Source organism: Kitasatospora sp. NPDC033851 (assembly GCF_055576085.1).
Map to the genome: position 1 here is coordinate 13708 of NZ_JBVIRL010000027.1, position 20912 is coordinate 34619.

The 20912-nt window shown below is 71.5% G+C and carries 23 protein-coding genes; 9 read left to right on the forward strand and 14 right to left on the reverse strand.

Translation table 11 applies throughout. The features are described from left to right. Positions 1-121 precede the first annotated feature (121 nt). The gene (locus ACZ51D_RS35100) at positions 122-916 is read right to left on the reverse strand and encodes a DJ-1/PfpI family protein (protein ID WP_465664576.1); all 795 of its coding nucleotides are present in this window, start codon (positions 914-916) and stop codon (positions 122-124) included. 163 nt (positions 917-1079) lie between these two features. Between ACZ51D_RS35100 and ACZ51D_RS35105 the strand changes: the two genes are divergently transcribed. Beyond that, positions 1080-2108 carry a GlxA family transcriptional regulator gene (locus ACZ51D_RS35105; RefSeq protein ID WP_465664577.1) on the forward strand — a complete coding sequence of 343 codons (1029 nt, stop codon included), beginning with the start codon at positions 1080-1082 and terminating at the stop codon, positions 2106-2108. Between the two features lie 178 nt (positions 2109-2286). Here ACZ51D_RS35105 and ACZ51D_RS35110 read toward each other — a convergent pair whose 3' ends face one another. Then, a complete protein-coding gene (locus ACZ51D_RS35110) occupies positions 2287-2679 on the reverse strand; it encodes a hypothetical protein (protein WP_360502650.1) in 393 nt (130 codons plus the stop codon). Between the two features lie 460 nt (positions 2680-3139). Here ACZ51D_RS35110 and ACZ51D_RS35115 point away from each other — a divergent pair, with 460 nt between their 5' ends. Both ACZ51D_RS35115 and ACZ51D_RS35120 read left to right on the forward strand, forming a co-directional pair. Further along, on the forward strand, positions 3140-4777 hold the full coding sequence (locus ACZ51D_RS35115; protein ID WP_465664578.1) for a serine/threonine-protein kinase: 1638 nt from the start codon (positions 3140-3142) through the stop codon (positions 4775-4777). Between the two features lie 129 nt (positions 4778-4906). Further along, a complete protein-coding gene (locus ACZ51D_RS35120; protein WP_465623889.1) occupies positions 4907-5704 on the forward strand; it encodes a DUF1963 domain-containing protein in 798 nt (265 codons plus the stop codon). 295 nt (positions 5705-5999) lie between these two features. Here ACZ51D_RS35120 and ACZ51D_RS35125 read toward each other — a convergent pair whose 3' ends face one another. The 5 genes from ACZ51D_RS35125 to ACZ51D_RS35145 form a co-directional block, all read right to left on the reverse strand. Next, complete coding sequence (locus ACZ51D_RS35125; protein ID WP_465623891.1) at positions 6000-7085, reverse strand: PLL family lectin; 1086 nt, start codon at positions 7083-7085, stop codon at positions 6000-6002. A 429-nt stretch (positions 7086-7514) separates the two neighbouring features. After that, positions 7515-8093 carry a GNAT family N-acetyltransferase gene (locus ACZ51D_RS35130; RefSeq protein WP_465623893.1) on the reverse strand — a complete coding sequence of 193 codons (579 nt, stop codon included), beginning with the start codon at positions 8091-8093 and terminating at the stop codon, positions 7515-7517. Between the two features lie 220 nt (positions 8094-8313). After that, positions 8314-8805 (reverse strand): hypothetical protein, encoded by a 492-nt coding sequence (locus ACZ51D_RS35135; protein WP_465664579.1) that lies wholly within the window; start codon positions 8803-8805, stop codon positions 8314-8316. 218 nt (positions 8806-9023) lie between these two features. Beyond that, the gene (locus ACZ51D_RS35140; RefSeq protein ID WP_465623896.1) at positions 9024-10160 is read right to left on the reverse strand and encodes a nucleotide disphospho-sugar-binding domain-containing protein; all 1137 of its coding nucleotides are present in this window, start codon (positions 10158-10160) and stop codon (positions 9024-9026) included. 463 nt (positions 10161-10623) lie between these two features. Further along, the gene (locus tag ACZ51D_RS35145) at positions 10624-11424 is read right to left on the reverse strand and encodes a MerR family transcriptional regulator (RefSeq protein ID WP_465664580.1); all 801 of its coding nucleotides are present in this window, start codon (positions 11422-11424) and stop codon (positions 10624-10626) included. On the opposite strand from ACZ51D_RS35145, the gene ACZ51D_RS35150 reads away from it, so the two are divergent. Continuing rightward, on the forward strand, positions 11425-11901 hold the full coding sequence (locus tag ACZ51D_RS35150) for a DUF6194 family protein (RefSeq protein WP_465664581.1): 477 nt from the start codon (positions 11425-11427) through the stop codon (positions 11899-11901). 170 nt (positions 11902-12071) lie between these two features. On the opposite strand, the gene ACZ51D_RS35155 is transcribed toward ACZ51D_RS35150, so the two are convergent. Continuing rightward, positions 12072-12674: a hypothetical protein gene (locus ACZ51D_RS35155; protein WP_465664582.1), complete on the reverse strand. Its 603-nt coding sequence runs from the start codon at positions 12672-12674 to the stop codon at positions 12072-12074. Positions 12675-12823: 149 nt separating this feature from the next. Beyond that, entirely contained in the window at positions 12824-13225 is a 402-nt protein-coding gene (locus ACZ51D_RS35160) for a nuclear transport factor 2 family protein (protein WP_465623902.1), read from the reverse strand. Between the two features lie 140 nt (positions 13226-13365). Between ACZ51D_RS35160 and ACZ51D_RS35165 the strand changes: the two genes are divergently transcribed. Then, positions 13366-14268 (forward strand): LysR family transcriptional regulator, encoded by a 903-nt coding sequence (locus ACZ51D_RS35165; protein WP_465664583.1) that lies wholly within the window; start codon positions 13366-13368, stop codon positions 14266-14268. Positions 14269-14481: 213 nt separating this feature from the next. Continuing rightward, positions 14482-15510, forward strand: coding sequence for a HEAT repeat domain-containing protein (locus ACZ51D_RS35170; protein ID WP_465664584.1), 1029 nt, complete (start codon positions 14482-14484; stop codon positions 15508-15510). Positions 15511-15646: 136 nt separating this feature from the next. On the opposite strand, the gene ACZ51D_RS35175 is transcribed toward ACZ51D_RS35170, so the two are convergent. Both ACZ51D_RS35175 and ACZ51D_RS35180 read right to left on the reverse strand, forming a co-directional pair. Next, complete coding sequence (locus ACZ51D_RS35175) at positions 15647-15796, reverse strand: hypothetical protein (protein ID WP_465664585.1); 150 nt, start codon at positions 15794-15796, stop codon at positions 15647-15649. Between the two features lie 160 nt (positions 15797-15956). Beyond that, positions 15957-16334 (reverse strand): hypothetical protein, encoded by a 378-nt coding sequence (locus tag ACZ51D_RS35180; protein ID WP_465664586.1) that lies wholly within the window; start codon positions 16332-16334, stop codon positions 15957-15959. Between the two features lie 166 nt (positions 16335-16500). On the opposite strand from ACZ51D_RS35180, the gene ACZ51D_RS35185 reads away from it, so the two are divergent. Together ACZ51D_RS35185 and ACZ51D_RS35190 are read left to right on the forward strand one after the other, a co-directional pair. Further along, positions 16501-16989: a hypothetical protein gene (locus ACZ51D_RS35185; RefSeq protein WP_465664587.1), complete on the forward strand. Its 489-nt coding sequence runs from the start codon at positions 16501-16503 to the stop codon at positions 16987-16989. 195 nt (positions 16990-17184) lie between these two features. Beyond that, positions 17185-17790 (forward strand): DUF6461 domain-containing protein, encoded by a 606-nt coding sequence (locus ACZ51D_RS35190; RefSeq protein WP_360502699.1) that lies wholly within the window; start codon positions 17185-17187, stop codon positions 17788-17790. Positions 17791-17835: 45 nt separating this feature from the next. Here the strand turns inward: ACZ51D_RS35190 and ACZ51D_RS35195 are convergent, their stop codons facing one another. After that, the gene (locus ACZ51D_RS35195; protein ID WP_465623911.1) at positions 17836-18234 is read right to left on the reverse strand and encodes a VOC family protein; all 399 of its coding nucleotides are present in this window, start codon (positions 18232-18234) and stop codon (positions 17836-17838) included. A 94-nt stretch (positions 18235-18328) separates the two neighbouring features. Here ACZ51D_RS35195 and ACZ51D_RS35200 point away from each other — a divergent pair, with 94 nt between their 5' ends. Beyond that, positions 18329-19321: a helix-turn-helix transcriptional regulator gene (locus ACZ51D_RS35200; protein ID WP_465664588.1), complete on the forward strand. Its 993-nt coding sequence runs from the start codon at positions 18329-18331 to the stop codon at positions 19319-19321. A 44-nt stretch (positions 19322-19365) separates the two neighbouring features. Here the strand turns inward: ACZ51D_RS35200 and ACZ51D_RS35205 are convergent, their stop codons facing one another. Both ACZ51D_RS35205 and ACZ51D_RS35210 read right to left on the reverse strand, forming a co-directional pair. After that, positions 19366-20079 carry a glyoxalase gene (locus tag ACZ51D_RS35205; protein WP_465664589.1) on the reverse strand — a complete coding sequence of 238 codons (714 nt, stop codon included), beginning with the start codon at positions 20077-20079 and terminating at the stop codon, positions 19366-19368. Between the two features lie 227 nt (positions 20080-20306). Further along, positions 20307-20885 carry a suppressor of fused domain protein gene (locus ACZ51D_RS35210; protein WP_465664590.1) on the reverse strand — a complete coding sequence of 193 codons (579 nt, stop codon included), beginning with the start codon at positions 20883-20885 and terminating at the stop codon, positions 20307-20309. Positions 20886-20912: the final 27 nt, after the last annotated feature.

Here is a 20912-nt window from a genome sequence, read left to right on the forward strand (position 1 = left end):
CGCTCGGCACCACCCCGTCAGCCTGCCAGAGGCGGATGCGATCGGCGCGTCGAGCACCGCGGGCTCCGACTCGCCGTACTCCGGCACGAGCAGCCCGGCCGGCTCCGCCGTGCTCAGGTGCTCAGGTGCTCAGGTGTGCCAGGAGGGCGGGGTGGTCGGCGAGGGCGTCGTGGAGCAGCCGGCGGGCGAAGGGCGTGTACTGGCCGCTGTCGGCAGCGGTCCAGTCGATGGGGCCGAAGGGCGGTTCGGGGTCGTACTCGATGAACAGCTGCACCGTGCGCGCGACGTCGAGGCCGGCGAGGCGGCCGACCAGGTGCAGTGCCATGTCGATGCCGGCCGAGACCCCGGCGGCGGTGATGACGTGTCCGTCCTCGACCCAGCGCTGGGTGACAGGCGTCGCCCCGAAGCGGGGAAGCAGGTCGCGGTACATCCAGTGCGTGGTGGCCCGGCGGCCCTCCAGGAGGCCTGCCGCCGCGAGCAGCAGCGAGCCGGTGCACACCGAGCCGACGACCTGGCAGCGTGCCGCGGTCCGGCGCAGCTTGCGCAGCAGGCTCTCGTCGGCCATCGCGGCCAGGGTGGGGACGAGGCCGCCGGGCACGATCACGGCGTGGAGATCCGCTATGTCCTCCATGTCCTCGAAGGTGTGACTGGGCAGCAGGGACAGCGGGGTGTCGCTCGGCACCGGCTCGATCCGCTCGCCGACCGCGATCGTGCGGTAGCCGGGGACGAGATCGCCCAGCGCGGCGAAGACCTGCATCGGGCCGACGACGTCCAGTGCGGTGAGCCCCGGGTACAGCACGAAGGCGATGGTCTTCACCGGGTCCGCGGACGGCTCGGACGGGCCCGCGGACGGCACGGGCAGGTCTGCGGACGGCACGGGCAGGTCCGCGGACGGCTCGGGCGAGGTTTCGGTCATGACGGGACTCCTGGAAGTCGGCGGGAGGCCGAGGGCCTGGCAGCGGGATGCTGCCTCGGCAACCCTCCCCCGCCGCCTCCACCGCGGACCGGAACCGTTCGGACTCCGTGTCCGAAATCCTGGGATACCTGTCTTCCGGACGGCTTTCGGTAGTGTCGCAGGCATGACGACAGCTCTCCGCCACCGCGTGGTGGTCGTGGCCTACGACGATGCGGAACTCGTGGAGATCGCCTGCGTGACCAGCGTCTTCGACGGGGCGAACCGCCTGGGCGCGAGTCCGCCCTACGACGTCCTCCTGGTCACCCCGCAGGGCCGCCCGGTGCGCTGTTCCTCGGGACTGGTCCTGGCGGCGCAGGCGTCGCTGGAGCGTACCCGCGGCCCGGTCGGCACGCTGCTGGTCGTCGGCGGGTGGGGCCACGCCGCGGCGGCGCAGGACACCCGGCTGGTCGAGCACGTGCGCCGGCTGGCCGGCATCGGCCGTCGGGTCGCGTCGGTGTGCACGGGGGCGAGTGTGCTGGCGGCGGCCGGACTGCTCGACGGACGGCGTGCCACGACCCACTGGGCGTTCGCGCGCGACCTCGCGCAGCACCACCCGGCCGTCCACGTCGACGCCGCGCCGCTGTACCTCCGCGACGAGCACGTCTGCACGTCAGCCGGGGTCACCAGCGCGCTCGACCTCACCCTCGCGTTCGTCGAGGAGGACCACGGCCCGGCCCTCGCCCGGACGCTGGCCCGGATGATGGTGACCTACCTCCAACGACCGGGCAACCAGGCCCAGATCAGCATGTTCGTCGACGCGCCGGCCCCGGAGCACCGGACCGTGCGGCAGACCGTCGAATACATCACCGCACACCTCGACGGCGACCTCACCACCACCGCGCTCGCCGCGTACGCGGGAGTCAGCGGACGTCATCTGTCCAGGCTGTTCCTCGACCAGCTCGGGCAGACGCCAGCCCGGTTCGTACGGACCGCCCGCATCGAGGCGGCCGCACAACTCCTCGTCTCCACCGCACTGCCGCTGGCTTCGGTCGCGAGGCGCTGCGGGTTCACCTCCGCCGAGACGATGAGGCAGGTGTTCCTGGACCACTACGGGACGACACCCAGCCACCACCGCGCCGTTCACAACACTCCCCGGGCCGCACCGACGGTGCCCGGCACCATGGGTGAGGCCGAGAAGCCGGCAGGGAGCTGACGGCGTACCGCTACCGGATGCTCGGCTGCGGGTCCTCGCACCGCAGCACCGCAGCACCTCGGTCAGGCCGATCGGGCCGGTCAGCGCCGGCAGCACTCGCAGGCGCCGGCCGGCCCCGCCCGCCCCGACCGGCGAGCGGGCCGGCGGGGCGGGCGGGGCGGGCGGTGTCAGGCGGCCGTCAGCACTCCGGCAGGCCGTTGTGGAAGTACCAGTTGCCGTCGGCGTACGCACCGTAGACGTAGGCCGTGCCGAAGAAGTTGCCGTTCGTGCCGCCCACCCGGTACCAGACGTTGCCCTGGTTGTTGATCGTCTCGCCCCTGGTCCAGCACTCGATGTAGATCTCGTCCGACGACCACGAGTACGAGTACACGTCGGCGGCGACCTTGGGCGTCCAGGAGTACTGCTGCGCGTAGACGCCCACACCGTGACCGCTCGCGTGGTAGCGGAGCGCGTACCAGCCGTCGGCGGCCGCGCTGCCCGCCGAGACGCCTACCGCGCCCGCCGCCACCGCCACGACGGCCGCCGCGGTCGCGCCACGGCGGCCGATCCTCTTGAGAATGCCCTTGGCCATTCCAACTCCCATGTTCGGTCGAGACGTTGACGTGCCGCCCGGTCCGACCTCGGCGGCGGGATACAGCTGATCCGACCACCAGCGCTGTTCGATACCGCCTGACGGGAACTGACAACACCTGACAGCGCCCGGCGAACGGCCCGAACGCCCCCTCCTCCCACCGGATTCCACGGATCGCTGATCACCGCCGTCGCCCGTCACCACGATCCGTGCGCGGCAGGCCGGCGCCGGCACCGAGGGAGCTGACATCTGACAACGGGGACACCGCGACGGGGTGGAAGCGGCCCCTGCCCGCCGCCGCGATGGGGAGGAAGGGGAGCGGCCTGCGGTGCGCCCGCCGGGCGGCGGACGTCAGAGGCCTCGCGCCTGACGGCCCCTCTGCCGGAACCCGTGCCCGCCGCCGGGTGGCGCCGCCGGGTAGTAGTGTGCGCGCGGGCGACGGTGACGGGGAGGGCGGGCGATGGAACCACTGGGCGACTCGGACCCGAGGAGGATCGGCTCCTACCGGCTGCTGGGCCGGCTCGGCGCCGGCGGCATGGGGCGGGTGTACCTCGGCCGCACCGAGGGCGGGCGGACCGTCGCCGTCAAGGTGGTGCGCGGCGAGCTCGCCGACGACGCCGAGTTCCGCGCCCGGTTCCGCCAGGAGGTCGCCGCCGCCCGGCGGGTCGGCAGTCGCTGGACCGCCCCCGTCCTGGACGCCGACACCGAGGGCGACCCGCCCTGGGTGGCGGGGGGCTACGTCGCCGGACCGTCGCTGGACGCCGCGGTCCGCCGGCACGGCCCGCTGCCCGTTCCCGCCGTGCACGCCCTCGGCGCGGCGCTCGCCGAGGCCCTGGCGGCGGTGCACGGCCTGGGCCTGGTCCACCGTGACGTCAAACCGTCCAACGTGCTGCTCGCCCTGGACGGGCCGCGCCTGATCGACTTCGGCATCGCCCGCGCCCTGGACGCCGCGACCGCACTCACCCGCTCCGGGTACCTGGTCGGCTCGCCCGGCTACCTCTCGCCCGAACAGGCGGCCGGCGAGCCGGCCGGCCCCGCAGGGGACGTCTTCTCGCTCGGCGCCGTCCTCGCCTTCGCCGCGACCGGCGTCCCGCCGTTCGGCGAGGGCGTGAGCGCGGCCGTCCTGCTCTACCGGGTGCTGCACGAGCAGCCGGACCTCGGCGGGCTCACCGGAGCGCTGCACGACGCGGTGCGCGCCTGCCTCGCCAGGACCCCCGCCGACCGGCCTTCCCCGGACGAGCTGCGCGCCCTGCTCTCCCCCGGTGCCGCCCCGCTCGCGGACGGCGGCTGGCTGCCGCCCGCGGTCTCCGCCGAGGTGGCGCGCAGCGCCGTCGAACTGCTCGACCTGGAGGCGGAGGCCGAGGTGCCGGCCGGCGCCGCGGAGCCCGTAGCGGAGCGCGTAGCGGAATCCGGACGGGACCGCTCCCCCACCCACCTCGACCGGCCCGCGCCGCCGGTACCGCCGGGGCAGCCCGGGCCGTCCGGAGAGCGCGTGGGTGCGGGCACCGGGGCCTCGGCGCCCGCGCCGCGTTCCCGGGGGCGGCGTCCGCTCGTGGCGGCCGCCGCCGTGCTGGTCGTGCTGGCGGCCGGCGGCGTGCTGTGGCAGACCGTGTGGCGCGACCGGCCGGGCGACCACGTGAGCCACGACGCCACCGGCGCCCCGCCAGCCTCCGCCGACCCGTCGACCCCTGCCAACCCTTCGACCTCCGCCAACCCTTCGGCCTCCGTCGCGCCGCTGCTGGGGACGCTCCCCGCCGGCTACCTCGGCACCTGGAGGGGCACCATCACCACCGCCGTCGGCGGACTGCCAAGCACCTTCACCGTCAGCTTCGCCCCCGGGAAGGTCGGCGAGGTGGTCGGGCGGACCGCCAACGCCTCGGCGTTCAGCAGCACCGTCTGTCGTGGCGAGCTCACCCTGCTGTCCGTCACCCCCGACCGGATCGAGCTCCAGGAACACCCGAAAGGCAGCGACCAGGGCTGCACCGGCGTCTCCGAACAGCAGGCATACACCCCGGCCGGGCCGGGCGCGATCCACCTGAAGGTCACCGGCCAGCCCCTGGGCATGGACCCGTCGGGGGACCTCGCCAAGCAGGGGTGAGCGGGCGGCAGCGGCCTCAATCTGGTAGCTCGAGCGGACGCCGGAGCCGGTACGCGTCGGTTCGGACGCTTCACTGAGCCTGGTGGGGGGTCGTGCAGTGCGGTGCGCGGGGGTTGAGAGGATCGCCTCATGGATTTCGATGACCCGGCCGCCATGCGCCGGCTGTGTGTGGAGCGGCTCGGCCCGGAGACCGGGCGGCAGTTCGCGGCGATGGCCCGGCGCGGCTTCCGGCTGGTCGCGGCCTCGCCGGAGGCGCCCGCCGCCGGCCGGTCACGGCTCGGTGGGCCCGCGCTGCTCGAACCGGGCACCGCGTGGCCCGCGCTGGAAGGCGTCCCGTTGTCCCTGCACGCGGTGCTCGACACCGATGCGCTCGCCGCGTGGCTCGGGGACCAACTGCCCACCCGGCCGGGCCTGCTCAACTTCTTCTACCTCGATCCTGACGTGCCGTACGAGGAGTACCGCGAGCTGGACTCGTCCAGTCCCGACGCGTGGCGGGTGATCCCCGCCGATCCCACGCGGGCGGTCACGACGACCGCCCCCGGGCCCGCCCGGCACTACCCGGCACGGCCCGTCCACGCGGTCGAGGTGACCATGCTCCCGGACAGTTGGGACCTCCAGGACGACGACCTCACGTACGACGAGGACCAGCACTGGGGCGCGCCCTCACTCATCCTCGGCGAGATGGACGGCCTCGACGGGAACACCGCCGGCCACCACTGCGCGTTCGGCTGGCCCGACACCTCGTACACGGTGCCGGTGACCTCCCGCGACGACGACGGTCCCGCCGTTCACCTGCTCCAGCTCGCCGAGGACGCCGACCTCGAGTGGGGCTGGGGCGACGCCGGAACGATCTACTTCACCATCCCCGCTGGGGCGTTCGCGGCGGCGGACTTCGGCAAGGCCGAGGCGATCGGCTGCTGCTGCTGAGGGTGCAGGCGGTGTCGGACTCGGCGGCGTGCGCTGCTCAGGAGGCGGGCTTAGCGGTGGTGGTCGGTGGCGGTGAGGGCGTAGAGGTCGAGTACCGACACCGGGGGCCGTCCTCCGCCATGGAGGACGGCCCCAGGCCGTGCACTGCTCTTTCCCTGCTCTGCTCTGCTCTTCCCTGCGCTGCTCTTCCCTGCTCTACTCTTCCCTGCTCTACTCTTCCCTGCTCTGCCCTGGTCTGGTCATCCGAAGGTGAGGCCGGGCGTCAAGGCCTTGCACCTGCCTTCGGCTGCTCGCGTCAGAACGCGGCGCTGCCGACGTGGAGAGGTCCGCCCGTCAGGCCCACGCTGTAGACGGCCAAGTCGCGCTGGCGGGCGTCGATCTGGGTCGCGCTGCCGGCCCATGACGTCGCGCCGGGGGCGAGCGTCCGGTCCCAGATGCCGTAGCCGGGGACGATCGCCTCCAGGTGCGTGGTGCCGTCCGACACCGTGCTCGCGGCGATGCGCGTGACGGACGGGTTGGTGTCCACGACCGTGGGCTGCGACCAGAATCCAGCGGCCCAGGTCAGGTCGGACACCCCGGCAGCCGGCGTCAGGATCTGGACGTGCAACGTACCGTCCGGCCGGGACGCCGCACTCACGTCGGTGACGCACGGGCTGTTGGTGTCGCTCGTGGTGCAGCCCACTGCGATCGGCGTCCAGTTCGTCCAGCTACCCGACGAGGTGCGGGTGCGGTCCCACACTCCGGCGCCGGGAACGACGGTCTGCACGTGCATCGTGCCGTCGGGCAGCGCGGCGGCGCTGATCCGCGAGATCTGGCCGTTGAGGTCGATCTGGGTCGACGCCGACCACGTTCCGGCGACGCTGCGGGTGCGGTCCCAGACGCCGGATCCGGGGACCAGCGTCTGCACGTGCAACGTCCCGTCGGGCAGCGCGGCGGCGCTGATCTGTGAGATCTGGGTGTTCGCGTCGATCGACGCGGGGTCCGTCCAGGAGCCGCCGGACAGGGCACGGTCGGAGACCGCGCCGTGCGTCGCGTCGCCGACGGCGTTGTAGGACGGGTTCCAGACGCGTGCGCGGTAGAACCGGGCGCCGGTCACCTGGCGCAAGTTGTGCGTGTAGCCGATGGTGCCGTTCGAGGTGTAGAAGTCGACGATGTCGGTGCACCACGTGTTGGCGGTGCAGCCGCCCGCCGGGGACGGGTCCTTGACCTTGTCCACCTGCGTCATCACCAGCACACCCGACGGCTGCTCGGTGATCGACTTGACCGAGGGATTCGTGACGAGCGACGTGAAGGGGTTGGCGGGTTTGGAGGGGTCGGAGGGGTCGGGGGCGGGCCACTTGTTGTACGACCACGTCTGCGTTCCCGTGCTCAGCAGAAGCACGTTCGGGTTCTTCGGATCCGCACTCAGGTCGTGGGGGGCGCCCTCCGGCAAGGCGGTCTGCCTGTCCATGGTCAGGTGCGGCTGCGCGGCGCTCCCGCAAAGCGTGTCTTGCTCATCAAGCCCCTCAAGTATCTTCACATGAACGCCAGTTGATCATGCGGGTCGTGATCATACCGTCATACCACCGGCGGCATTCCGCACCCACCGTGGCGGTACCGCGCACACGCCCGGCGCCGGAACCGGCCACCGCGCAGCCGGGCCTGCGGTGGCACCCGACGAAGACCCCAGGGGAGTTTCACCATCCGTGCCGCTGCCACCGGGCGAGCGCACACCCGGCGGCCCACCCGCCTGGGCAGCCCACGTGCTCGGGCCGTAACCTCCGCACAGCTCGGCGCCGGCACGGGGATCACCTGCGGTCAGCTGCGGAACTCAGTGGGCGGGAACCGGCTCGGACGACGGCTGCCACTCCCGCCTGATCAGCCCGTAGACCCACGAGTCAGAGACCTCACCGTTGACGACGCAGTCTTCCCGCAACGTCCCTTCCCGCACGAAGCCGAGCTTCTCCAACACGCGGGCAGAAGCCGCGTTGCGCGTATCGGCCTCGGCTTGCACGCGATTCAGGTCCAGCGTGTCGAATGCCCACCGCAGCAGAGCGCGCGCGGCCTCGGTCGCGTAGCCACGGCCCCACGCCGTATCGCCGTAGCAGTAGCCGAGCGACGCGCTGCGGTAGTCCGGATTCCACCCGGTCAGGCTGCACCAGCCGATGAACGCCCCGTCGGAGACACGCTCCACGGCCAGCCGCGCCCCGGTGCCCTCCTGTGCCATCTGCCGACAGGCCGTGATGAACTTCTCGGCACGCCCGCGTTCCCTCCACGGTGGCGAGTCCCAGTAGCGCAGCACGTCGGCGCTGCTGTGCAGTGCGAAGAGGTCGTTGGCATCCGCGTCTTCGAAGGCACGCAGCCGAAGGCGAGCGGTGGGCAACGAGGGCGTGGGCAGCGACGGCCCCATGTTCCCTCCCTGGTCGGTGGCCGATCAATCAGACATCCGATGCAGGTCACTCGCAACGGGTTTTCTCGGCGCGCCGGCTGACGTGTCCGCTCATCGGCGCGACCGAGGGCCCCCGGAGGGCGGCAGCTGAGGTGATGCCCGGTTCTGCCGATCCACCGCCTCTGCTGGGCTGGGGCACCAACCCCGTCCCGCACCCCGCAGGCGGGCATCCTCACGCTTTTCAGGAGGTGCTGTTTTCGGCGGCCGACCGATGGATGGCCTCGGGGAGGCCGACGGCGATCACTGCGCCCTGGGCTTCTCGCCAGAGCTGCAGGGAGTCACCTGCTTTCTTCTGCATCGCGGCCGATTCCCCAACCCCTTCCATCCTGACCGCCATTGCCTTTTCGGAGCATCCGACGGTCGCGAATGTGAAGGGCTCCAGCCGGGCTGACGCCACGGTGTACTTCCCGTCGAGAACCGTCCCGGGAAATTGCCGGTGGGCGTCCGAGGATCCGGTATGGCCCGCCGGCCGGGACGATCCGAGCGCGGTCGGAGCAGTCATGGTCGGCTCGGCCAGGGAGCCCGGCAGGAGCGCCACCTGACAGACTCCGTCCCTCACCGAGAGGACCACGTCAGTTCCCGAAATCCCGGCAACCCCGAGGATCTTCGCGACCCCCTTGAAAGGAAGGGCGTCGATGCTGCCCTGGATCGGCGCGCCGACGGGCGTGGCCACGAGTCCGTTCAGGGCCCAGGGCCCGTCCCCGTCTCGAGGCGCGGTACCGCCACCGGTGCATGCGGTCGCCAGACCGGCGGTGAGGAGGAGTACCGTGCCCGCGAGTCGGCTCGATCGACGCATGCTGAACTCTCCTGTTTGGCCCAGTGGTTGTCGCAGCAGCCTACCGGGCGGTAGGCATCGCCGCCGCCCTCCCCACACCGGCTACCAGGCGTCCGTCACACGGTCCGGGCCGCGCTGGAGAAGCTCAGTGATTCGAAGTTCGCGACCAGGTCGGCAGGAGACGGGAGGGCGTCGATCTGCGCCTTCATAGCCGCGGCCGACTTGCGCAGGGCATCGTCGGTGAGCAGCCGGTCGAGCAGGGCGGTGTCGACGGCGTCCAGGCTCGAGGACAGTGCGAAGCCGTTGGCCCGGCCGGCGGCGGCGTTGGCGAAGTTGTCCGCGCCCTGGGGGAGGATCAGCTGGGGGACGCCCAGCGCGGCGGCGGTCATCATGCTGCCCGAGCCGCCGTGGTGGACGACGCCGTCGCCGGCCTGGAGCAGCTGGCTCAGCGGCACCCACGGCAGCGGGCGGACGTTGGCGGGCAGCGTGCCGAGCGGCGTGAGGTCCTCGTCGCCGGCGGCGAGCAGGATCTCGGCGTCGAGCGCCCCCGCCTGCTCGATCAGCCGGGAGATGGGCGCGATGCCCTCCCACTCGGTGAACACCGTGCCCAGCGTCACCGCGATCCGTGGCTTGGTGCCGCGCCCGATCAGGTCGGCGGGTATCGTCCCGCCGCCGTTGAAGGGCACGTACCGCACGCGCCAGCCTCCGCCGTCCCCGCCGAGCGACGCCGGCACGACGTCCACGACGGTGGAAGGCTCGGTCGCCTCGACGCCGTGTGCGCGGTAGTCGTCGGCGAGAAGTCGGCGCAGGCGGGCGGCCGCCCCGCCCGAGGTCACCCCGAAGTTGTGCGCCACGGCGGGTATGCCGAGCTTGGCGGCCACCAGCGGCGCGGCGCCCTGGAAGGACTCGTGCACGATGATGTCCGGCTGCCAGCGCTGCGCGACCTCCAGCAGGCCGTCGATGGTCGACCGGCCGAACTCGGCGAAGCCGAGGGCGCTCAGTTCGTTCGTCTGCTCCTCCGTGCGCTCCTGGTCGGCGAATCGGACGTCCTTCGGGAGGGCCCGGGCGAAGGCCTCCCTGAGGGTGGTGCCGTCGCCGACCTCGACGACGGGCAGCCCGGTGCTGCGCAGGTTCGCGATCGGGTGCTGACCCGCGAACAGGACGTCGTGGCCGGCCGCCCGCAGGGCCAGCGCGGTGGGGATCACGGGGAAGATGTGGCCGACCGCCCCGGGGGCGGTGAACAGGACTCGCACAGTGGGCCTCCTGGTGCAAACGGTTGCTCTTGGTCGGACGTGCTCGAGATGCGGGGAGGCAGAACCGTCGCGGCCGACGGACCGGGTCGGGACATCCGGCCTTCCGTCCACCGGTCTGCGCCGCGTACGGGACGTCCCACGCGTCACTGCGTGCCGCGCACAGGACATCCGGGTCCACCTCGATGTCGGCTGTGGCCACGTCGCCCCTGTTGAGCCGGTGACCGCCCCCCGGCGGCCACTGGGCGCAAGCCTGTCACGGCCCACACTGACCAGGCAGTCGTCCTTTCTGACAAACGTTCACCTGATGGACGACCGGCTTTCCTCCTAGCTGATAGGGGCCGTCCCCTTGAAACGCTGCCCCGCGTATGTCCTCACGGCCGGGAACCGCAACCGCTCCGACATCCTCGGTCCGCGCGCTCCCCCAGCCGGTGGTCGGCATCCCGTCCGGGCAACTGACGAACCATCAGGCCTGGACGGCAAGGGCGGCGGCCAGCGAGAGCGCGGCACTGAGCGCGGCGGCGCCGTCGAGGAGGGACTTGGAGCGAGCCGCGATGACGGCGTCTCGGGCGGCCAGCGCGGAGGCGACATCCTCCGAGCGGCGGTCGCACCGCAGTTGAGGCATGAGGGCCCGAAGGGGCGTGATGCGGTAACCGGCCTTGCGCAGTTGGTGAACGATCCGCGCATCCCGCACCTGGGTCGGCGTGTATCGTCGCGTCCTTCGCACGGGGTCGCGGTCGGGAACGACAAGACCCTCCGCGTCCCAGTGCCGCAACGTCGAAGGACGCACGCCCAGAGCGGCGGCGAGTTCGGAGACGCTCATCGAGTCCGCTACGCGTACGTCTCCGATCGGCTCACCGGAGATCGCCAGGGCAGCCTCCTTGGCCTGCCTCAGCTCCGTGCGCTCTGCGTCGAGCCGAGCGTGCGCCGCGTCGAGAAGGGCAAGCACCCGGTGTGAGGCAGGGAACCGGTGCACGGCCCGCACGATCTTCTTGGCCTCAGTCGGACCCGCGCCTGCCGCAAGGCCTCGGTAGGCCAGCGCGGACTGTACATGTATCTCTCCATAGATGCGGTAGCCCGTGGCTGTGCGCGCCGCCGGCGGGAGCACACCGTCCCGCTCGAGATTGCGAACCTGTTGGACCGAGTACCCGACACGCCGCGCGACATCGACGGTGCGCAAGTCCCCCGATTTGAGACCTGACATCCTGAACCTCCTCAGTGTCAGCCTCAAAGCCTCCACAAGCACCTCAATGTAACGCTGGAGCACATGACCATGGACGAGATCATCAGCTTCGTGGACGGCCTCGACGGCGCCCTGACCATGAGGCCGGCACCCGGCGACGGCTCGCCGGAGATCAGCTGGGGCGACACGTTCTTCTACTACGCACCTGACGGCGCCACCCCGACCACGACCCAACCCTTCGCGACGGTCGTGACCAAGGACCATCCCGGCGACGAGGCATCGCGTCTGGACCGGCCGGACACCTTCCGCGTGAACATCTCCGCCGGGAAGGAAGCGTTCATCCGGTGGACCGGTCACGCACCACGCGAACCGGCCGGCACCGAGCCCGACCCCAGCGCCACCGACACCGTGCTCGCGCACCCCGTCTACGGCACCGCCGGCTGGCTGGCAGTGGTGAATCCGGGCTCGCGTACCGAAGCGGCCATCCGTGAGCTGCTGCGTGCGGCGTATCGCCTCGCTCGCTCACGCCATGAGCGACGCGCTGGATCCACGGCGAGATGAAGTGGCCGAGCCCTGAGCCTCCGTCACGTGGGACACGACGCTGCCCGCTCGGGCCACCATCAATGACGAGCCCTCACAGGGCCCAACGCCCCCGACGGCGCGGGGACCGCCTCGTGTGAGCAGCGCGGAAGGCCGTTGCCCCGTGAGGGCAGCGGCCTTCATGCGTGCGATCAGCTCAGGTCGAATTGCCAGTACGCGGTCTCGCGGTATCCGGCGGACGTCGGGGTGACCTCCACCGTGACGAAGCTTCCTTCCTTGTCGGGCTTGACCCGCACCGGCACGGTGCGCTTCTGGTCCTTGCCGAGAGGCGGCATGAGGACGGATGCGGAGCCGGCCCGGTCCAGCACGGTCACGCCCCAGCCGGGGATGTCGGGGGCGAGGGCTGTCCCCGCGTGGACCACGATGGGGGCGGAGCCGCTCGTGCCGATGCTGGTGTCCGGTGACGTCCCGCCCGGGCGCAGCTCCTCGTCGGTGCCGTTGTCGTAGGTGACGGTGAAGCTGTAGGTGTCGTCGGATTCCCGGTGCGGTGGGCTCACGGTGATCGTCAGGCCGTCGTCGTAGTGGGTGGCTGCGCCTGGGCGGAGGGGGTCGGACGCGCTTCCGGAAGGGCGTTCGGGGGGCCCGTCCCCGGCCAGGCCTTTCTCGAACTCGGCCAGTGCCACGGCTCCCAGGACGGCCAGGACGGCCAGGACGACCGTCGCGATCCCGCAGCCTCTGGCCCGCCGCGGGTTCACCGAGGTCGAAGAACTGATGGGAGCCGATTCCGTGTCCATGCACGTCACGATAGGAAGCACCCGGGCAGGGCTCATGAGCGAACGTACTCAACAACCGGCTGAGTAGCGCCGAGGCGTTGCGCTCGGCCGGGAGTCCGGCCGCCCGGGTCACGCGGGAGGGCTTCAGACGGAGGAGTCAGTCGAAGGAATCAGACGAAGAAGGCGTCCATGCCCGGCACGTCCGAGAGGTAGGTCTCGATCGCGCCGATCCGCCCGTCCCGCACGAAGCAGACGGTGGCCAGGTACTCGTCGAGCACCTGTCCGTCGCGCTCGGCGGTGTTGTGCACCGAGAGCGCGAAGTTGTCCCGGCTGACCAGGACGTGCTGGAGGTCGAAGTTCACGCCGTAGCCGGCGATCAGCCGGATCCGCTCGACCACGGCGTCCGCACCGCGCGCCTCGCCGGAGATCCGGTTGCTGCCGGGGAGCGTCCACGTGGCGTCGTCGGTGAGCAGGGAGCGGAACAGCTCCCAGTCGGCGGTGCCCAGGACGGTGCGGAACTGCTCGGCGAGCGCGGTGTTGGTGCGCGTGGCGGTGCTGGGGGTAGTGGACATCTGACGGTCCTCCGGAAGTGGTGTGGGTGGTGGTGCTGTCCTGTCGGTCGGGCGCCCGTGGGTCCAGCATCCGACGGGCGGCGGGCAAACGGAAATGCCCTCCCGACCTGGGGTTCATGCACCGTGTGCATAATCCCGTCATGACCGTGGAAGAGTTGCGCTGGTTCCTCGCCGTGGCGGAGACCGAGCACGTCACCGATGCCGCCGCCCTGCTCGGCACCTCACAGTCGACGCTCTCCCGGGCCATCGGCCGGCTGGAACGACGCGTGGGCACCCGGCTGTTCGACCGGGACCGGCACCGGCTGCGGCTCAACGAGTACGGCCGGGTCTACCGCCGGCACGTCCGGCGGGCGCTGGACGAACTGGACACCGCCCAGGACCGTATCGCCGCCCTGCTGCAACCGCCCACCGACACCCTGCGGTTGGCCTACCTGCACTCGCTGGGCGGCTGGCTGCTGCCCGAGCTGCTCGGCGCCTACCAGCGGGAGTCGCCCGCCGCCCGGTTCACCCTGCACCAGGAGTCCGCGACCGCAGTGCTGGACCTGCTCCGGGACGGCTCCGCCGAGCTGGGCGTCACCGGGCCGCGGCCGTCCGGCGCCGAGTGGGGCTGGCTGCCGCTGTGTGAGGAACGGCTGCAGCTCGCCGTCCCGGACGGCCACCGGCTGGCGGACCGGCCGGCGGTAGGACTGGCCGAGCTGACGGACGAGCGGGTCATCATCATGCGCCACGCGGTGGGGCTGCGGCAGATCACCTGCGAGATCCTCCACCGGGCCGGCGTCACGGCGTCGGTGGTCATGGAGGCCGGTGAGGTGGCCACGATCCGCGGCATGGTCGGGGCCGGGCTCGGCGTGGCCGTCGTCCCCGCCGGGGGCGGCGGGCACGCCGAGCCCGGTGTGCGGCTGGTGCCGCTCACCGACCCCGACGCGTTCCGCGGCATCGGCCTGGTCTGGCACCAGGACCGGCCGGCCTCACCCGCCGGCCGGCGCTTCCGCGCCTTCGCCGGCCGCCGGTTGCCGGTCGCCGGTCGGACACTGACTGACTGACCGACCGACCGGCTCAGGGCTCAGGCCTGGCCGGTCCCGAAACGGCTGACCGGCCGTCCGGGGCGACGGTGAACCGCCGGGGCCGTAGTCACCCGATGCGCCCGTGCTTGTCTGTGAACCCTGAGCAGCAGCACGTGAAATCCAGTGCCCGGCACCAGGCTCTTCGGGCAGGATGCGCACATGGACAATGCGGCGGGGCCGGCGGGGCGCTTGATGACTGCGGCACGAGTGGCGCAGGCCTCGGAGGCGGACCACGACGTGCACGCCTACTGGGATCTGGTCTGGGAGGCGGTGAAGGGGGAGAGCGGGGAGACCGCGCTGCGCTGCGGGTTGGCGTTGTTGGGGTCGGCCGATGTCCTGGAGCGGAAGGTGGGCTGCGATCTGGTGGGAAGCGCGGCCGGCGAGCACGAGACTCTGCGTGGCGAGGCGGCAACCGCCCTGATGGCGCTGGCCGAGGTGGAGACGGAGGCCTGCGTGCTGCGTTCCCTCGTCTGCGGCCTGGGCCGGGCGCAGGACCCGCGCGCCCTTCCCGTGCTGGTAGGGCTTTCCGGACACGAGGACGCCGAGGTGCGGCGTCATGTCGCCTCGGACATCACCTTCGTCAACAGCGGACTGCCCGACGGGCCCGATGTCCGGGCGCTGATCCGGCTCAGCCGGGACCAGGACCCCGAGGTCCGCAACTGGGCGGCCTTCACGTTGGGATTCCAGCTGGAGCAGGACACGACCGCCATCAGGGACGCGCTGTGGAGGTGCACCACCGACGAGTACGGCGAGGTCCGAGGTGAGGGTGCGCGAGGGCTGGCCAGACGGCACGACCGACGGGCCGTCCCACTGATCGCGCAACTGCTGGGCTCCGACGACTGGTTCCACGACTTGGCCCTGGACGCGGCGGAGATCCTGGGCGTCCCCGAACTCCTACCGGCTCTGGCCGCCTGTGAGCTCGACCCGCCCGGAACCGACCGGGCCATCGCGGCCTGCGATCCGGTGCGGCGGGCCCGGATCGAGGACGACGCCTGGAGGGTCGTCGTGGAGTTGGAGCGGCTGCGCCCCGACATCGGCGCGGCGCTCAGCTCACCGCGCTACGAGTCGGTGCACTGGATGAAAGTGACCCACCGGGAGGCGGTCGACGCAGAGTACGACGTGGCCTCACTGCTCACCCGCGCCGGCGGGGACCCGGTGCGGGCGGCCGAGCTGGTGATGGCCGACCTCACCGGTTCTGCCGGGAGCGGGCCTGAAGCCTGACGGACTCCCGAACTCCCGAACTCCCGAACTCCCGGAGTCCCGGAGTCCCGGAGTCCCGGAGTCTTCGCGGCAAGCGCCACCGAGGAAGTCCGGCTGGCCCCGCACCGGTCGCCCGCACGGCCGGTGCGAGTGGCCGTCAGGTCTTCGGAGGACGCTGCTGCCAGCGGAACGCCGGGCTGTCGTAGTAGTTCTGACTTTGCGTCAACTGATCCCCGGGGCCCGGATGGTCGGCTTCGGGCCAGTGTTTCAGGCCGAACAGCAGGCCGCTGGCGGCGTTGATCACCATGCCGTTGTCGCAGAGCGTCCACACCTGGCTCTGGCCCCCGTTCGCGCAGTTCTCCTGGACGAGCGGGGCGCCGTCGGTCGTGCTGACGCCGGTGCCGACGCACCGGCCGGTGCGAGACGCCCACTCAGCGGCTCCGGGCCGGGGCACCCGGGGACAGGGGTCAGTTCTCGGTCGGTGGGGCGGCGGCAAGGAGTTCGCGCTTCACGTGCCGGTAGTCGGCCAGGGCCTGCGGATCGCCGCGGGTGTAGTCGGTCCAGAATCCGGGGCGCTGCCAGCGGGCGTCGGAAAGGCGGGTGCGGCCGTCGGCGATGACCAGGGTCCAGCCGGGCGGTATCCGGGTGTCCACCGTCTCGAAGCCGGTTGGGTCCCAGAGGAGTCCGGGGTCGGGCGTGTCGGGGCCGAGCAGGCGGATCTGGCAGTCGATGTCGTAGGTGACCATCTCCAGAACGGGGTAGACACCGCCCACCCGGATCCCTTCGAACTCCGTGACCGGGACGTCGGCTGCGGGGTGGATGATCTGCAGGCATCTGACTCTCATGAGAGAAGTCTCGCCCGGCCGATCACCGGTCGTTGTCCCTGGGGCCGGTGGACAGCCGGTCAGGCCCCGCACCGCGCAAAGCCCCCGCGCAAGCCCCCGCGCGCACCCGGTTGGCGGCGCCGGAGTGACGCTTCCTCAGGTCCGCCGGTGGTGCCAGAATCCGCAGGTGAAACACACGACCCACCGCCTCACCCCCGCGCAGCAGCGACGCCAGTGGATCAGCGGACCGCTCTTCCTGGCAGGCTCGGCCTACTTCCTGTACCTCGCCCTCAGCCGGCCCCTGAACGAACGCACCGCTCTGGTCGCGATCCTGTTCGTCCCCGTGATGGCCGTCATCGGCACCGCCCACCTGCGTGCCCTCTTCACCAGCGTGAGCTTCGACGAGAACGAGCTGTGGTGGACCCCCCTGTGGGGCCGCCGCAAGCGGTTCGCCTGGGCGGACATCACGAACGTCGAGGTGATGAAGAAGAACGGGCGCGCCAACGCCCCGGACATCGTACGGATCACGCACCGGGTCAGCGGCATCGACACCCTGCCGGTGCTGATAGGTCTCCCGGGCATCTGGCGGGACCCCGATTTCGAGGCCAAGGCCGCCGGCCTCGTCAGCACCTGGCGCACCGCCACGGCAGAGGCCACGGCAGAGGCCACGACGTAGGACCGGACCGCACCCCCCGGACGACCCGAGGCGCCGGCCACCACCGCGTGGCCGGCGCCTGCCGCCCCCTGCCGCTCAGCAGGCGAGGAAGGTCCAGGGAACCCGGACGCCGCTCCGTCCTCGGCAGCACGGAGGCCGACCTGTCGTACCGGCTGGCTAGCCTGAGAACGTCGATCACCGCAAGGGGGAGTACGGATGAGTGGCCTGGGTTGGATGTACGGGGCGGACCTGCCGCTGTTGAGCGTCACGTTTGCCCGTGACCTCACGGCACGACAGCTCTTGGAGCGGATGGGGGCGGACCCGGCCACGCTCGCCGAGCGGACGCAGGAGGAGTTCGACGAGGACTTCGACGACCTCCTCTACGAGGACGACGCCTACGTGGTGACCGCCGGCCGATACGGGTCGTGGGCGTGGGTGTGGGAGCACGGCAGTTGGCTGTGCGTCGAGGACGACGACCTGCTCGGCGAGGTGTCGGCGGGGACGGCAGCACTGTCCCTGCACGCCAACGAGAAACCGCTCGTGGATTTCCGCTATGCCGAGAACGGGCAGTTGGTGACAGGTCTGCACACCCTCCTGGGCATCGAGCCCCGGCACCGCACCGGCCGGGAACCTCACCGCTTCGACTCGGCTCTGCTGGCGCTGGGCGCCCGACCGGACACCGGAGAGCTCGGACCGCTGGGATTGCGCGGGCTCTTCTACCGTCTCGCCGAAGAGCTCGGCGCGGGCATGGACCGAGCCGATCTCCTCGCCGAGAACGTCCTCAGCGCCCGGCTTCAACCACGTCCCGACCGGGTGGCATGAGGCGCCTGCCGGGCGAACGGCCCTTCGAGGTCAGTCGGCAATCGCTCAGCGAGCGAACTTCTCGATGGCCGCCGGCGTGACAGGGGTGAAGAAGTTGACGAGGTTGCCGTCGGGGTCGCGGAGCAGGAGCGACCGGTTGCCCCAGGGCAGCGTGGTGGGCTCAGCCACGAAGTCGGCGACGAAATCGGCCAGGTTCCGGTACACGCCGTCCACGTCGGCGACGAGGAATTCGATGATCACGGTGCTGTTGTCGGCGGGGCGGGCGCAGCCGGGCGCGAACAGTGCGACGGTTCGGGTGCTGCCGATCGCGAGGGTCCCCATGGGGGTCCGCAGTTCGGCGAAGTCCTCGGTGGACCACTCCGCCCGTACTCCGGTGGCTCGCTCGTAGAAGTCGACGAGGCGCGCGACGTCGCCGGTGATGATCCGGATCGACACGAGGTCCATGGTGCTCTCCTCAGGTTGCTGAAGCCGTTGCACCTCGAACGCCAGGGCACATAGTGGACAGAATCGGTCCGGTATCAACGCTAGGCTCGTGGACATGGCTCGACCTACCAGCCGCGTGCTCACCCTCCTGGAACTCCTGCAGTCGGGGGGCCTCAGAACGGTGGCCGAACTCGCCGACCGGCTCGGCGTCGACGGGCGCACCGTGCGGCGGTACGTGGACCACCTGGTCGACCTCGACATCCCCGTGGAGTCGGTCCGTGGCCGCTACGGCGGGTACCGGCTCGCCCCCGGGTACCGCTTGCCTCCGCTCATGTTCAACGACGACGAGGCGCTCGCCGTGCTGCTCGGCCTCGTCGCCGGCCGCAGGACGGGGCTACTGACGGCGGCCGGAACTGCGGGCGAGACGGCAGCGGCCAAGATCCGCAGGGCACTGCCCGAGCGTCTCGCCCGTCGGCTCGACGCCGTCATGGAATCCCTCGCCTTCACGACCGGACCCGGCGAGTCGGCCACCCCGGAGACGGGGGTGCTGCTCACCATCGCCAATGCGGTACGCCATCGTCGCCCGGTCTCGATCAGGTACACCGCCCGAGAAGGGCGACGGAGCGAACGCACGCTGCACCCGTACGGGATCGTCACCCATGCGGGCCGGTGGTACGTCACCGGCACCGATCCCGAGATCGGCGAGGACCGGACTTTCCGGCTCGATCGCATCGCGGACGCGAGGACCCTGCCGGGCTCGTTCGAGCCTCCTGCCGCACTCGATCCGGCACAGCGCGTCCTGTCAGGGTTCGCCAAGGCCGCCTACCGGTACGAAGTGACGCTGCGGATCCACGGGACGGTCGAACAGATCCGCGCCCGACTTCCCGCCAGTGTCGCGATGGTGGAGGAGTCCCCCGCCCCCGCGGAAGGCACGGATCCGCACGCCGAGCGTTGGTTCCACGTCGAGTTGAGAGCAGAGCGGCTCGACTGGTTGCCTCCGGTACTCGCCTCGCTGGACCGGCCGTTCGTCATTGAGCGACCGGACGAACTCCGAGACCTTGTCATCGCGCTCGCCGACCGGCTCACAGCCTCTGCCCGCCGAGCCTGACGCCGCCGCCTCCTCCGAGCAACGCGACGACGGGCGGTGGCGGGTCAGGCCCGTGCGGACGAGGCCTCAGCGACCGGCACGACGGCCTCCCAGACGAAACCGTCCGGGTCCGCGAACGAGTCCGCCGTGCTGCCGAGGACGATGCGGTGCGAGCCGGTGCCGTCGACGGGGACGCCCACCTCCTTGGCCAGCGCGCGGCGCTTGTACAGCGCCAGCTTGACGGCGCCGGTCTCGCCGGTCTCGCCGGTCTCGCCGGTCTCGCCGGTCTCGCCGGGGGCGAACTCGGTGTACTTGCCGCCGAAGCTCTTGGCCACGGTCAGGCCCCGGCCGACGTAGAAGTCCCTGGTGGCCTTGACGTTCTCGACGCCGAGCAGCAGGACGACGTCGTCGATCTCGCGGGTGGCCGGGCCGGTGTCCTTCTTCGCCGAGGTCGCGACCTTCCAGGCCGTCCCGTCCGGCGCCTGGACGACGCCGCCGTAGCCCCACAGCGACTTCGCCGCGGGCTTGAGCACGGTGGCGCCGGCGTCCACGGCGGCGGCGAGGAAGGCGTCGACGGTGGCCAGCCGGGACACCGTGAGCGCCAGGGCGAAGCCACGGAACCCGGTGGACGGCGCCTCGGACTTCTGCAGGCGAACGTGCCGGTCCACACCGAAGGCGGTGTAGAAGCGGTGGGCGGCCCCGGGGTCGGCCACCTCGAGGGTGACGGACGCGAGGGACGCGGTGGACGCGGTGGACGCGGTGGTTTCGTTGTTTCCCATGTCCGTCACGCTACGGGCGGCCGGGCGGCCGGGGCTTCTCGATTCCTGATCGGTCTCGTCCGCGACGCCCCGGTTACGCTGACCATGATCAACACGAGAAGGTCGAAGGAGGTACGCGCATGGATCTCGCCGGGAAGACCGTGGTGGTGACCGGGTCCTTCCACTTCGAGCAGCTGTAGGCCCCGACGCACACGCAGGGCGCCGGGGCGGACCGGAGGCCGGGCCGATCAGACGACGGAGGCCCGCTTGGGATCGACCGGGTCGATCGCGTGCTCGTCGAAGAGGCTCTCAAGGGCCTCCAGTCCGCCCTCCCGCCGGAAGTCCTTCTCGGCCCGGGTGATCGGCAGGAGCCACAGGATCCGGGCATGGGCCCCGCCGTCCCAGCAGCAGACCTCGAACTCCGGCCCCAGCGGGTACGGCAGGCTCACCAGGTAGTGGTCGCAGTCGGATTCGTCCAGCCACGGCCGGCCGATGGGAACGGTGTGCCCGACGTCGAGTCGCTGATGAACGGGCCCGCAGTGGTAGTACGCGTTCATGGTGACGCTCTCCAGGTTGGCCCACTCGTCACGTGGCGCCGCGAGGAAGAACTCCGTCCCGTGACCGTCGTGCTGCGTCGCCTCCCAGCAGCCCGACGTCACGTAGAGCCACCAGTCGCCCGGATGGGCGGGATGGATCCGGAAGATCCGGAACCCGGGGGCGCGGTCCTCGATCGGTCCCACGACACCGGCGACCTCGTCGATGACACGGCCGGGAAGGGTTGTGCGCAGGTGGTCGAGGAGGGCGGTGCGTGCTGCGGCGTTCGGCATCCGGTCATGATGCCCCAGACCATCCCG